Annotated in this window: 11 protein-coding genes; 3 read left to right on the top strand and 8 right to left on the bottom strand. The window is 69.7% G+C overall.

What is annotated here, in order from left to right; all coding sequences use genetic code 11:
* Window positions 1-3: 3 nt before the first annotated feature.
* The 5 genes from BMX96_RS03030 to BMX96_RS03010 all read right to left on the bottom strand — a co-directional run bounded on the left by BMX96_RS03030 (window position 4) and on the right by BMX96_RS03010 (window position 5,637).
* Window positions 4-2,370, bottom strand: coding sequence for a glycogen/starch/alpha-glucan phosphorylase (locus BMX96_RS03030; RefSeq protein WP_091844121.1), 2,367 nt, complete (start codon window positions 2,368-2,370; stop codon window positions 4-6).
* Window positions 2,371-2,548: 178 nt separating this feature from the next.
* Window positions 2,549-3,226, bottom strand: a complete 678-nt coding sequence (locus BMX96_RS03025; RefSeq protein ID WP_091844119.1) for an alpha/beta hydrolase — start codon at window positions 3,224-3,226, stop codon at window positions 2,549-2,551.
* The gene (locus tag BMX96_RS03020) at window positions 3,223-3,852 is read right to left on the bottom strand and encodes a DNA-3-methyladenine glycosylase family protein (protein ID WP_091844117.1); all 630 of its coding nucleotides are present in this window, start codon (window positions 3,850-3,852) and stop codon (window positions 3,223-3,225) included. The genes BMX96_RS03025 and BMX96_RS03020 overlap by 4 nt, the downstream gene beginning before the upstream one ends.
* Complete coding sequence (locus BMX96_RS03015) at window positions 3,845-4,582, bottom strand: cobalt-precorrin-6A reductase (RefSeq protein WP_091844387.1); 738 nt, start codon at window positions 4,580-4,582, stop codon at window positions 3,845-3,847. Before BMX96_RS03015 ends, BMX96_RS03020 begins: the two co-directional genes overlap by 8 nt.
* Before the next feature lie 5 nt (window positions 4,583-4,587).
* Window positions 4,588-5,637: a cobalt-precorrin-5B (C(1))-methyltransferase gene (locus tag BMX96_RS03010; RefSeq protein WP_091844115.1), complete on the bottom strand. Its 1,050-nt coding sequence runs from the start codon at window positions 5,635-5,637 to the stop codon at window positions 4,588-4,590.
* A gap of 109 nt (window positions 5,638-5,746) precedes the next feature.
* On the opposite strand from BMX96_RS03010, the gene cobA reads away from it, so the two are divergent.
* Genes cobA through BMX96_RS02995 form a run of 3 tightly spaced genes read left to right on the top strand, consistent with a single transcriptional unit; the run spans window position 5,747 to window position 9,156 of the window.
* On the top strand, window positions 5,747-6,598 hold the full coding sequence (gene cobA / locus BMX96_RS03005; RefSeq protein ID WP_091844113.1) for a uroporphyrinogen-III C-methyltransferase: 852 nt from the start codon (window positions 5,747-5,749) through the stop codon (window positions 6,596-6,598).
* Window positions 6,595-7,905, top strand: coding sequence for a cobyrinic acid a,c-diamide synthase CobB (locus tag BMX96_RS03000; protein ID WP_091844111.1), 1,311 nt, complete (start codon window positions 6,595-6,597; stop codon window positions 7,903-7,905). Before cobA ends, BMX96_RS03000 begins: the two co-directional genes overlap by 4 nt.
* 36 nt (window positions 7,906-7,941) lie before the next feature.
* Window positions 7,942-9,156 carry an MFS transporter gene (locus BMX96_RS02995; RefSeq protein ID WP_091844109.1) on the top strand — a complete coding sequence of 405 codons (1,215 nt, stop codon included), beginning with the start codon at window positions 7,942-7,944 and terminating at the stop codon, window positions 9,154-9,156.
* A 104-nt stretch (window positions 9,157-9,260) separates the two neighbouring features.
* Here the strand turns inward: BMX96_RS02995 and BMX96_RS02990 are convergent, their stop codons facing one another.
* The 3 genes from BMX96_RS02990 to cysS all read right to left on the bottom strand — a co-directional run bounded on the left by BMX96_RS02990 (window position 9,261) and on the right by cysS (window position 13,123).
* Window positions 9,261-10,001, bottom strand: a complete 741-nt coding sequence (locus BMX96_RS02990) for a squalene/phytoene synthase family protein (RefSeq protein WP_091844106.1) — start codon at window positions 9,999-10,001, stop codon at window positions 9,261-9,263.
* A 31-nt stretch (window positions 10,002-10,032) separates the two neighbouring features.
* Window positions 10,033-11,673, bottom strand: coding sequence for a citramalate synthase (gene cimA / locus BMX96_RS02985; protein ID WP_091844386.1), 1,641 nt, complete (start codon window positions 11,671-11,673; stop codon window positions 10,033-10,035).
* Between the two features lie 88 nt (window positions 11,674-11,761).
* Window positions 11,762-13,123: a cysteine--tRNA ligase gene (cysS, locus tag BMX96_RS02980; RefSeq protein WP_091844104.1), complete on the bottom strand. Its 1,362-nt coding sequence runs from the start codon at window positions 13,121-13,123 to the stop codon at window positions 11,762-11,764.
* Window positions 13,124-13,273: the final 150 nt, after the last annotated feature.

The raw sequence follows: 13,273 nt of genomic DNA, 5'->3' as shown, positions 1-13,273 counted from the left end.
GCCTTATTCGGCGGCCAGCGCCTCGCTGTACCAGACGTCGCGCATGTAGCCACGAATGGTCCGGTCCGAGCTGAACCAGCCCGACCGCGCCGTATTCAGCACAGCCATGCGCGTCCAGGCATCCTGGTCGGCATAGGCTTTCTCGACCTCGCGCTGGGCGCGGTAGAAGTCGGTGAAGTCCGAGGCGACGAGGAAGTAGTCGGGCCCCGACACGTTGTCGACGATGCCCTCGAAGCCCGGCCCGAAAGTGCCCGAGCGGATCGCGTCCAGCGCACGTTTCAGCCGCGGATCGGCGTCGATGGCCTTCTGGGCGTGGCCCTCGACCTCGCGCCGCTTCACCACCTCGTCGGCGGTCATGCCGAACAGGAAGAAGTTGTCCGCCCCCACCAGGTCGCGGATCTCGACGTTCGCGCCATCCAGCGTGCCGACCGTCAAAGCGCCGTTGAGGGCGAACTTCATGTTGCCGGTGCCCGATGCTTCCTTGCCCGCCGTCGAGATCTGTTCCGAAAGCTCGGCCGCCGGGATCAGCCGCTCGGCCAGGGTGACATTGTAGTTCGCGGGATAGGCAACCTTCAGCAGGTGGCCGGTATCGGCATCGGTGTTGATGACCTCGGCCACCGCGTTGATGAGGTGGATGATCTCCTTCGCGAAGACATAGCCGGGCGCGGCCTTGCCGCCGAAGATCTTGACCCGTGGCACCCAGCCGGCGCCGGGGTTGTCCTTGATTTCCTGCCAGTGGGCGATGGTCTCGATGATGTTGAGGTGCTGGCGCTTGTATTCGTGGATGCGCTTGATCTGCACGTCGAACATGGCATCGGGGTCCACGTTGGCGCCCCGCTCGCCCAGGTAGTTGGCCAGGTCCGCCTTGTTGGCGCGCTTGGCCGCGGCGAAGGCGTCGCGGAAGGTCTTGTCGTCGGCCATGGGCTCGAGCTTGCTCAAACGCTCCAGGTCGTCGACCCATCCGTCGCCGATGGCCTCGGTGATGAGCGCGGACAGCCGCGGGTTGGCCGACAGCACCCAGCGGCGCGGGGTCACGCCGTTGGTCTGGTTCACGATCCGGTCGGGGTGGAGGCGGTGCAGTTCCTCGAACACCGTTTCCTTCATCAGCTCGGTATGAAGCGCCGAGACGCCGTTGACCTTGTGCGCCATGGCGAAGGCCAGCGGCCCCATCAGCACGTCGCCGTCGTCGGTCATGGTCACACCGCGCGACGGATTCTCGCGCGCGTGGGCCGCGTCGATTTCCTCGATCAGCTGCATGTGGCGGGGCAGCAGGTCGCGCATCAGCCCCTCGGACCAGCGTTCCAGCGCCTCGGGCAGCAGGGTGTGGTTGGTGTAGCTGAGGCAGCCGCGCGCGATCTCGATGGCCTTCTCGACCGGCATCCCCTTCTCGTCGGCCAGCAGACGGACAAGCTCCGGGCCGGCGATGGCCGGGTGCGTGTCGTTCAGCTGGATCGCGACCTTCTGCGGAAGAAGTTCCAGGTCGTCGCATTCGGACTCGAACCGGCGCAGGATGTCGCGCAGCGATGCGGCGGTGAAGAAAAACTCCTGCTTCAGGCGCAGGCGCTTGCCCTCGTCGGTGGTGTCGTCGGGATAGAGCACGCGGCTGATGGTGCGGGCCAGGTTCTCCGGCTCGGCCGCGCCGTAGTAGTCACCCGCGTTGAACCGGTCGAGGTCGAAGACCTGCTCGGGCTTCGCCGCCCACAGCCGCAGCGTGTTGGCCCAGCGGCCCTCCCAGCCGATGATGGGCGTGTCGAACGCCTCGGCGATGACCGCCTCGGACGGGGTCCACACGGTCTTGCCGCCCAACTCCTCGACCGAACCGCCGAAGCCGATACGGAACGCGGCCTCGGGACGCTCGAACTCCCACGCGTGGGGCTGCGTCAACCAATCCTCGGGGCTTTCGATCTGGCGGCCTTCGTGGAAGCTCTGCTTGAACAGGCCGTGCTCGTACCGGATGCCATAGCCGTAGGCGGGGCAGCCGATGGTCGACAGCGACTCGAGAAAGCAGGCGGCCAGACGGCCCAGGCCGCCATTGCCGAGCGCGGCGTCGGGTTCGTCGCCCAGCACGTCGTCCAGCGACAGGTCGTTGGCCTTGAAGGCGGCCTCGGCCTCGTCCATCAGGCCCAGGTTGACCACCGCGTCTTCCAGAAGCCGGCCGATCAGGAATTCCATCGACAGGTAATAGACGCGCTTGCCCTTCTGGGCATAGGTCGCACGGGTCGAGGCGAACCACGGATCGACGATGCGGTCGCGGATCGCATAGCTCAGCGCCAGCCGCCAATCGGTGATCTGCGCGTGCCCGGCATCCTTGCCCAGGCTGTATTTCAGGTGATGCTGGATGTCGTCGCGAAGGTCGGTCTTGGTGGGCATGGGACCCCCCTTTGGTTGAAGGACCGCTGCGGTCCGGGACAATTCTGTTTGCGGTAACGCGCACCGCGTCGACGAACGGAATGCACCCGTCGGCGCATGCTTTCAAGTTCGAAGCCCGGCAAATGCGACTTGGCGTCATATCGCCGCAACATTTGCCCATGCCTTGGGCGGGCGGCGATCACCGGGCCGGGTTGTCGAGCCCCAGCCGGTCACGGACGAAGGCCAGCGCGACGCTCAGCCCGTCGGGCGCGATGCCGTGGGCGGTGCCCTCCATCACGTGGGCGTAGACGTCGAGCCCCGCGTCCTGCAAAGCCTGCGCCGCCTCGGGCAGGGATTGCGGCGGCACCACGTCGTCCTGGTCACCGTGGATCAGCAGGACCGGCGGTTTGGATTTCAGCTCGGCCTCGAGCGTTTCGGGGCGCAGCAACCGGCCCGAGAAGCCCACCAGCGCGGCCACCGGCGCGTCCCGGCGCAGCGCCACGTGCAGTGCCATCATCGTGCCCTGCGAAAAGCCCACCAGCACAAGCTGGTCGGCGCCGATCCCCTCGTTACGCATGAGATCGTCGAGATAGGCGTTCAGGTCATCCACCGCCGCGTCCATGGCCTGTTCGGCCTCGACGGGGTCGGATCCGTCCAGCCACGGGATCGGGAACCACTGGTAGCCCATGGGATTCATGGCCGAGCGTTCCGGCGCGTCGGGTGCGACGAAGACGGTATCGGGCAGGTGCTCGGCCAACGGCTCGGCCAGGCCCAGCAGGTCGGCCCCGTCCGCCCCGTAGCCGTGCAGGAACACCATGACCGACCCGGTCTGCCCGGATTTCGAGCCGCGCCGCTTGCTGTCCAGGATGCGTGTCATCGGATGCCCTCGCGTGATTTCTCGTGCGCGTAGTAGGCCCAAAGCCCCCGCGCCGCAACGCCCCGCCAGGGCGACCAGTCCTCGGCCATGTCGCGCAGGGCGCGTTCGGTCGGACGCTCGGGCAACTCGAACAGCAGACGCGCGCTCTCCTGCAACGCGAGATCGCCCGCCGGAAACACGTCGGCCCGGCCAAGCGCGAACAGCGCATAGATTTCGGCCGTCCAGACACCGATGCCCTTTACCGCGACCAGCGTGGCGATGACCTCGTCTCTGGGCGCACGAGACAGCGCGTCGAAATCGATGCCCGCCTCGGCCAGCGCGCGCAGATAGCGCTGCTTGGGCCGCGACAGGCCGCAGGCCTTCAGCGTCTCGTCATCGGCGGCCAGCACGGTATCGGGGTCATGCAGGCCGGCCGCCTCGACCCGGCCGCCGATGGCCGCGGCCGAGGCGACGCTCACCTGTTGGCTGACGATGGCCTGCACCAGCGCCGGAAAGCCCCCGGGGCGCAGCCGGTCCGGCCATGGCCCCGACAGCTCAAGCGCCCGCGCCCAGGCAGGATCGCGTTCCGCCAGCCAGGCCGCGCCCTCGGCCACGCAGGCGGGCCCCTCGATCACCCGCTCAGGCAAGGCGCCGGGCCCATCTCAGCGCCGCGGCCACAGATGTCAGCTTGTCGCATTGGGGTTGCAGGGGCCGCCGGATCATCGCGACCGGCAGGCCCAGCTCCCGCGCGGCGTCGAGCTTCGACCGGCTGGCGCTGCCGCCCGCGTTCTTCACCACCAACCAGTCGACGCCAAGCCGTGCAAACAGGATGATCTCGTCCTCGACACTGAAAGGGGGGCGTCCCACGATCCATCCGCCCCTGGGAAACGGGAAGCTGTCGGGCGCGCTGTCGATCTGGCGGGCATAGATCGTCCGGTCGCTCAGGTTGTCGAACAGGTGCAGCGTCTGCCGCCCCGTGGCCAGAAACACGATGGCGTCTTCGGGGATGTGGCGCGCGGCATCGGTCTCGTCGTTCAGGAAATGCCAATCGTCGCCGTCGTTGGGTTGCCAGGCGGGACGCAGGAGTTGGGCGTAGGGCATGTCCAGCTCGGCGCAGACCTCGGCGCTGCGGTGGCTGATGCGCGCGGCGAACGGGTGGGTGGCGTCCAGCACCGCGCCGATCCGCTCGCGCTGAAGGTAGTCGATGAAACCCTCGCGCCCGCCGAAGCCGCCGATCCGCGTCACCACGCCCAGCGGCTGCGGCGACCGGGTCGCCCCCGCGAGTGACGCGATCACCTGCAATGTGGCCTGCCCGCCCAGGGCGCCCGCCAATTGACGCGCCTCGTTCGTGCCCGCAAGCAAAAGCAGTCGAAGCATCGCCGTCAGGCCCGCGCCAGAATCCGTCCGGCGCGGTCGCACACGACCACGTCGATGGCGATGGGAGCGTCTTCCATCATCCGCTTCAGTTCCCTTTCCGCCGTCCGCGCGACGTGATCGGCCAGCGGCTGACCGCAGATCTCGTAGGCTTCCAGCATCGTGTTGGCTGAGCGCAGCCTAGGGCATGCGACCGCATACGCAAGCCGGTCGAAGTCCACCTGGCTGCGCGCGGAGTGCAGGTCGTGCGCGCCCTGCCCCAGCTTGGCGAGCTTGGCGATGCCGCCGCCGACGGTCAGCCGGTCGACCGGATGGCGACGCAGGTACTTGACCATGCCGCCCACGAAATCGCCCATGTCCAGCATGGCATGGTCGGGAAGGCCGTAGAGGTCCTGCACCGCCCGTTCCGACTGCGCGCCGGTGCTGCCGGCCACATGGGTCAGGCCGTCCGCCCGCGCGACGTCGATGCCGCGATGAATCGACGCGATCCACGCGGCGCAGGAAAACGGCCGCACGACCCCCGTCGTCCCGAGGATCGACAGGCCGCCCTCGATCCCCAGCCGCGGGTTCCAGGTGCGGCGCGCGATCTCGGCCCCGCCGGGCACGCGAATGGTGATGTCGATATGGGGCGACTGGCCCAGTTCGGCCGCCAGTGCGTCGACCTCGGCGGTCATCATCCGGCGCGGCACCGGGTTGATCGCCGCCTCGCCCGCCGGGATCGGCAGGCCCGGCTTGGTCACCGTCCCCACGCCCTCTCCCGCGAAGAACCGCACGCCCGCGCCGGCCTCGCCTTGCGTGACGCGCGCGACGATCAACGCGCCGTGGGTCACGTCGGGATCGTCGCCCGCGTCCTTCACCACGCCCGCCTCGGCCCAGCCGTCGCCCGCGTCGCGATGGGCCAGTTCGAAGACCGGCACCTCGCCGCGCGGCAGCACGATGGACACCCGTTCCGGAAACGCACCCGCCCACAGCCGCCGCAGCGCGCCCTGGACGGCGGCGGTGGCGCAGGCGCCGGTGGTCCAGCCGCGGCGCAGGGGGCCTTCGGGTTTGCGTGTCATCGCGCGGGACTATGGCCGAAGGTGGAAGGCGGCGGAAGGGTCGCATTCCTGCCGCGGCGCGGCGCATTTCCGCTTCCCCTCGCCCCCCGCCCGCGCGATAGGGTGAGGCATGACCGACTCCCTTCCCCACGCGCCACAGGGGTGGCCCGCCTTCCAGCCCGGTTGGGTCTGGCTCTGCGGGGCCGGTCCGGGTGACCCGGGCCTTCTGACCCTGCACGCGCTGAACGCGCTGCGGCAGGCCGATGTCGTTGTCTACGACGCGCTGGTGGAACCGGCGATCCTCGATTGGGCGCCGGGGGCCGAACACATCTACGCGGGCAAGCGCGGCGGCAAGCCGTCTTCGGTGCAGCGCGACATCTCGCTGCGGCTGGTGGAGCTGGCCCGCGCGGGCAAACGCGTGCTGCGGCTGAAGGGCGGCGACCCCTTCGTTTTCGGGCGCGGCGGCGAAGAGGCGCAGACGCTGGTGCAGCACGACGTGCCGATCCGCATCATCCCCGGCATCAGCGCGGGGATCGGCGGGCTGGCCTACGCGGGCATTCCCGTCACCCATCGCGACGTGAACCAGTCCGTCACCTTCGTCACCGGCCACGACCAGTCGGGCAACACGCCCCAGACGCTGGACTGGGCCGCGATCTCGCGCGGGAGCCAGGTGATCGTGATCTACATGGGCATGAAGCACATCGCCCAGATCGCGGGCGCGCTGCTCGACGCCGGGCGCGCGCCGTCCGAGCCGGTCGCCGTCGTCACCCAGGCCACCACGGGCGACCAGCGCGTGGTCGAGACAACGCTGGCCCGCTGCGCCGACGATATCGCGGCCGCCGCGCTCGAGCCGCCGGCGATCATCTGCGTGGGCCGCGCCACGCTGATGCGCCAGGCGCTGGACTGGCAGGCCATGGCCGCGGGCGCCGCGCCGCGCAACACCGACCCGCTGGACCGGGGGCGCCCAGCCGAAAGCGCATGAGCGGCCGGGGCCTGATCCTGGCCGCGCCCGCCTCGGGCAGCGGCAAGACCACCGTGACCCTCGGCCTGCTGCGCGCGCTCCGCCGCGCGGGCCACGCCGTGCGCGGTGCCAAGTCAGGCCCCGACTACATCGATCCGCGCTTTCACGAGGCCGCCTGCGACGCGCCCAGCCCCAATCTCGACGCCTGGGCCATGACGCCCGACCGGATCACCGCGCGGGCGGCGGGCGACGGTCTGCTGCTGATCGAGGGCGCCATGGGCCTCTTCGATGGTGCCCCGCCCACGGGGCGCGGGGCCACGGCCGACCTCGCCCGGCAACTGGACCTGCCGGTGGTGCTGGTGGTCGATGCGGGCCGCATGGCGCAGTCGGTCGCTCCGCTGGTCGCGGGCTTCGCCGGGCACGACCCGGCCGTGCGGGTGGCGGGTGTGATCCTGAACCGCGTCGGCAGCGACCGGCACGCGGCGATGCTGCGCGCGGCCCTGGAGCGCATCGGAATGCCGGTGCTGGGCGCCATCCCCCGTGCCGAAGCGTTGTCTCTCCCGTCCCGGCACCTGGGGCTGGTGCAGGCGGGCGAGCATCCCGACATCCGCCGCTTTCTCGACGCCGCCGCCGACCGCGTGGCCGATGCGGTCGATCTCGACGCGCTGGTGGCCCTGGCCCGCCCCCTGACTACTTCGGCGCCGCTTTCCCCGGGGATTGCCCCCGCCCGCATCGCAATCGCACGCGACGCGGCCTTCAGCTTCACCTACCCCCACCAGGTCGACGACTGGACCCGCGCCGGCAGCCGGATAGACTGGTTCTCGCCGCTGGCCGATCAGGCGGTGCCCCCCGCCGACCTGGTCTACCTGCCCGGCGGCTACCCCGAGCTGCACGCCGCGCGCATCGCCGCCGCGACCACCTTCCTCGGGTCCCTCCGCGCGGCGGCCGAGCGGACCGCGATCTACGGCGAGTGCGGCGGCTACATGGTGCTGGGCGAGACCCTCACGGATGCCGACGGGGTGACGCACCCCATGGCCAATCTTCTGGACCTCCGCACCAGTTTCGCGCGGCGCAAGCTGTCGCTGGGCTACCGGACGCTGGACTGCGCGGCCGCCGCGGGGCCGTGGCAAGGCCGGCTCAACGCCCACGAGTTCCACTATGCCACCACCGAGCGCGCCGAGGGCACGCCGCTGTTCCGCGCCCGCGACGCCGAGGGCCGCGACCTCGGGCCCATGGGGTTGCGCCGGGGCCATGTCTCGGGATCCTTCGCCCACGTGATCGACGCGGCATCCATCGCGGCGGCTGATGGGGACGATCACCTGTCCTGACTTCCCCACCGCGGGCTTTCGGGATACGGCACCTCCATGACCGAAGATGCCCCCCACGCGACCGCCGTTCGCAACGTTCTCATCCTGGCCGCCGCGCAGGCGTTCCTGGGCGCGCAGATGCCCATGATCTTCGTGCTGGGCGGGCTGGCGGGGCAGTCTCTGGCCTCGAACCCGTGCTTCGCCACGCTGCCGATCTCGTTGATCGTGCTGGGCTCCATGCTGTCGGCGCAGCCCATGGCGTGGCTCATGCAAAGCTTCGGGCGCCGCGCGGGATTCTTCCTCGGCGCGCTGGGCGGCGCCATGGGGGGGGCGGTGGGCGCCTACGGGCTCTACCTGGGGTCGTTCCCGGTGTTCCTGATGGGCTCGCTCTTCACCGGCATCTACATGAGCGCGCACAACTTCTACCGCTTCGCCGCCACCGATACCGCGTCCGAAGCGTTCCGCCCCAAGGCGATCAGCTACGTCATGGCGGGCGGGCTGGCCTCGGCCCTGATCGGTCCGCAACTGGTCAAGCTCACGGCCGATGCCATGGTCGTGCCCTTCATGGGCACCTACCTGGCGGTGATCGGCGTGAACCTGTTCGGCGCGCTGCTGTTCTTCTTCCTGCGCATCCCGCGCCCGCCGGTCCCGGACGAAAACAGCCCCAAGGGCCGCACCCGGTGGGAGCTTCTGACCACGCCGCGCATCGCCGTCGCCGTGATCTGCGCCATGGTCAGCTACGCGCTGATGAACCTGGTGATGACTTCGACGCCGCTGGCCGTTGTCGGCTGCGGCTTCGACAAGGCCAACGCGGCCGATATCGTGTCGGCCCACGTGCTTGCCATGTACGCGCCCAGCTTCTTCACCGGCCACCTGATCGCCCGCTTCGGGGTCGAGCGGATCGTGGCGCTGGGCCTCACACTCCTGGCGGCGGCGGGCGCCGTGGCGCTTGCCGGCGTGCAGCTCGAGAACTTCTTCATCGCGCTGGTTCTGCTGGGTCTGGGCTGGAACTTCGGCTTCATCGGCGCCACGGCGATGCTGGCGGGCGCGCACCGGCCCGAGGAGCGGGGCCGCGTGCAGGGCATGAACGACGCGCTGGTCTTCGGCTGTGTGACGCTGGCCTCGCTCAGCTCGGGCGGGCTGATGAACTGCGCTGGCGGCACGGCACAACAGGGCTGGACGGCGGTGAACCTCGCCATGATCCCGTTCCTAGTGGCGGCCTTCGGCGCGCTGGCCTGGCTCTGGGCCCGGCGCAAGGGCCTCGCCGCCTGAGCCGGAAGCGGGTCCGCTCTCTCCCGGATTCCAACCGGCTTCATCTTTCCATAAATACCTAAATTCCACGACATGCCGCCGGTGGCAACGATCTGGCCGAAAGGCTACCGCAGGCCGCCAATCAGCCGCCGCCACCGTTTGCCGAATTCCGACACCGTCAATCCACCGTCCCGGACCCGAGCCGGGTTCTGCACTACCGCTTTCAGAAGCGACACGGCATCCGCCGCCGAAAGCGTGGCGTGCCGGGCGGGTTGCGACAGGCGCAGGCCTTTCACCCCATCCAGCGCCTTCTGCGCCAGAGTTCGTAGCGCGTCGTCGCTGTCGTCCACCAGCGGGGCCATATTGCGCGCCCGCATCTCCGGCACCGCCTGGAACCACCGCGCGAGCCCGTCGGCGAAGGCCAGCTTGCGCACCGCCCCCTCGTCCGTCGCGCCCAGCAGATGCGCGGCGGACCACAGCAGGTTGCCCGAGCTCGCGTCGATATGGGCACGGAACTGCGCCTCGCTCAGGAACGGCTCGCCTTCGATGTCCCAGCGCCGCGCGTCCGCGATGCGGGTCAGCGTCTCGCAGGTCGGCGCGTCGAGGATGGCGGCCAGCGGCTCGACCACCTCGTGCCGGCGGGGCGTCTGGCCGGTGCGGATCTCCTCCAGCGCGTCGCGCCACCATTGCAGCCTTATCTCGGCCAGCATCGGCTCGGACGTGACATAGGGCGCGCGGGCGATCTCGAGGTTGTAGGCGAAGATCGGGAACAGCACCGCCCGCGCATGCGGCGGCGCCGCCATGGCGGCCAGGAACCGGTCGGGATCGCCGCTTTGCACGGCGGCGGCGCAGGCATTCACACTCATGGCGAGACAGGTAGGCGTCGGGCCGCGTCCGTCACGCGGTCGCCGTCGCCCCGGCGTCGCGGATCAGTTTCCACTGCACCGCGTCCAGCAGCGCCTCGAAGCTCGCATCCACGATGTTGGGCGACACGCCCACGGTGGACCAGCGCCGGCCATTGCCATCCTCGCTGTCGATGATGACGCGCGTCACCGCCTCGGTGCCGCCCTGGGTGATGCGCACCTTGAAATCCACCAGCCGCATGTCGTCGATGGCGTCCTGGTACGGCCCCAGGTCCTTGGCCAGCGCCTTGGACAGGGCGTTGACCGGGCCCCGGTCGCTCCCGGTCTCGTCCAGGCTTTCGCTGACGCTCAGCTTCTTCTCGTCGCCGATCTTCACCACCACGACAGCCTCGGACAGGGTGATCATCTTGTTGTACTTGTTCTTCCGACGCTCGACGGTGACGCGGTAGCGCTTGACCTCGAAGAAGGCCGGCAGAAGTTTCAGCTCGCGCCGCGCCAGCATCTCGAAGCTCGCCTGCGCCGTATCGTAGGAATAGCCCTCGGCCTCGCGCGCCTTGATCGTCTCGAGGATGCGGCCCAGGGCCGGATCGCCCTTTTCGACCTTCAGGCCCATCGCCGTCAGCCGGGCGCGCAGGTTCGACTGCCCGGCCTGGTTCGACATGGGCACGATGCGCGCGTTGCCCACCGTGGACGGGTCCACGTGTTCGTAGCTGCCGGGGTTCTTGGCGATGGCGCTGGCGTGCAGGCCCGCCTTGTGCGCGAAGGCCGAGGCGCCGACATAGGGCGCGCTGGGCCGCGGCACGCGGTTCAGGATGTCGTCCAGCGCGCGGGACATCCGGGTGAGCCGTTTAAGACCCTCGGCCGTGACGCCGGTGGCATGGCGGCTGGCGTAGGGCTCCTTCAGCAGCAGCGTCGGGATCAGCGAGGTGAGGTTGGCGTTGCCGCAGCGCTCGCCCAGGCCGTTCAGCGTGCCCTGCACCTGCCGCACGCCGGCATCGACGGCAGCCAGCGCGCCGGCCTCGGCCATGCCGATATCGTTGTGGGTGTGAATGCCCAGCCGGTCGCCGGGCAGCCCCTCGGCCCCGTCTGTCGGCGCGATCAGGTCGCGCACCACGTCGCCGATGCGCGTGGGCAGCGTGCCCCCATTGGTGTCGCACAGAACGGCCCAGCGGGCGCCCGCGTCCAGCGCCGTGGCGATACAGTTGCGGGCGTAGCCGGGGTCGATGGCGTAGCCGTCGAAGAAATGTTCGGCGTCGAACAGCGCCTCGCGGCCCTGATCCACGATATGGGCGACCGAGGCGCGGATGTTCTCGAGGTTTTCCTCCAGCGTGATCCCCAGCGCCTCGCGCACCTGCTTCGCGTTGGTCTTGCCGACGATGCAGACCGATTTCGTCCCGGCGTTCAGGACCGCGGCCAGCACGTCGTCATTGGCGGCCGAGCGTCCGGCCCGCTTGGTCATGCCGAAGGCCGTCATCGTGGCGCGGGTCTGCGGCACCGTCTCGAAGAACGCGCTGTCGGTGGGGTTCGCGCCCGGCCAGCCGCCCTCGATGTGATCGACGCCAAGGTCGTCCAGCATCGCGGTGATCCGCAGCTTGTCGTCGGTCGAGAACTGCACGCCCTGGGTCTGCTGCCCGTCGCGCAGGGTCGTGTCATAGAGGTAGAGGCGGTCGGTCATGGCGTGCACCGATTGGTCGACAGGCAGGGCACGTAGCCCGATCGTTCGTGCCAGCGGCACGGACAGCCCACGGTGAACACGATCGCCATCACACCCCGTCCAGTTTCTCGGGCGCGAAATCGGCCGTCGGCAGCAGCTCCACGCTGTCCTTCGACATCCGCACCTCGACCCCCGCCGCCAGCAGCGCGGCCTTCATCCGGTCCAGCGCGGCGAAATCCTTGGTCGCCATCGCCGTGGCGCGGGTCTCGCGCAGCCGCTCGGCCAGCGCGCTCAGGTCCGTCTCCGGGGCGGCGGCCCAGTTCCCCATGGCATCGTCCAGCAGCCCCAGCATCGCCGCGCCAGCCTTCAGCGCGCCGGCATCGCCCGCGCGCGCGGCGGCGTGCAAGCGCGTCAGCGCCTCGGGCGTGTTCAGGTCGTCGGCCAGCGCCTCGACCACAGGTCCCGCGTCCCCCGCCGCCGCATCGCCCGCGAGGTCGCGCCAGCGCCGAAGGGTGGCCTCCGCCTCGCGTGCCTTGGCATCGGTCCAGTCCATCGGCTTGCGGTAGTGCGTAGACAGCATGACGAAGCGGATCACCTCGCCCGGGACGCCGCGATCCAGCAGGTCGCGCACGGTGAAGAAGTTGCCCAGCGACTTGGACATCTTCTTGCCCTCGACCTGCAGCATCTCGTTATGCAGCCAGACCTGCGCCATCCGGGCCCCGCCATGGGCACAGCAGCTCTGGGCGATCTCGTTCTCGTGGTGCGGAAACATCAGGTCGTTGCCGCCGCCGTGGATGTCGAAGCTTTCGCCCAGCAGGTCCGCCGCCATGGCCGAGCACTCGATATGCCAGCCCGGCCGCCCGACACCCCAGGGCGAGTCCCATCCCGGCTGGCCCTCGCCCGACGGCTTCCACAGGACGAAGTCCATCGGGTCTTCCTTGTAGGGCGCGACCTCGACTCGCGCGCCGGCACGCATATCGTCCACCGACCGGCCCGACAGCGCGCCGTAATCCTCGTAGGACCGCACGCGGAACAGCACGTGCCCCTCGGCCGCGTAGGCGTGCCCCTTGGCCACCAGGTCCTCGATCATCGTGACCATCTGGGCGATGTAATCGGTGGCGCGCGGCGTGTGGTCCGGCATGAGGTTGCCGATGGCGGCCATGTCCTCGAAATACCACCCCGTCGTCTCGGCGGTGATGTCGCCGATGGACCGACCCGTCTCGGCCGCGCGCGCGTTGATCTTGTCGTCCACATCGGTGATGTTGCGCACGTATGTGACATGCTCCGCGCCGTAGACCTGCCGCAGCAGGCGGTAGAGCACATCGAACACGATCGCCGGCCGCGCATTGCCCAGGTGGGCGCGGTCATAGACCGTGGGCCCGCAGACATACATCCGCACGTTCCGCGGATCGAGCGGCGTGAAGTCTTCCTTGCGGCGGGTTGCGCTGTTGGTCAGGCGGATCAAGCTCATGGGCGCCTCTTGGCAAGTCTCGGCCCACGGCGCAAGTCCCGCGGCGCCTCGCGCGCTCTCACGCCCGCCACCGGCCCGACGTCCGTCACGGTGCGCGCCCCAGGCTTTCACCTTTCTCCAAATACCTCGTGCCGGACACCACGAACCTTG

The sequence above is a fragment of the Palleronia pelagia genome, assembly GCF_900110115.1.
Lineage (GTDB): Bacteria > Pseudomonadota > Alphaproteobacteria > Rhodobacterales > Rhodobacteraceae > Palleronia > Palleronia pelagia.
Note: the sequence above shows the minus strand (reverse complement) of the source record. Positions and strands in the feature narration are given on the sequence as shown.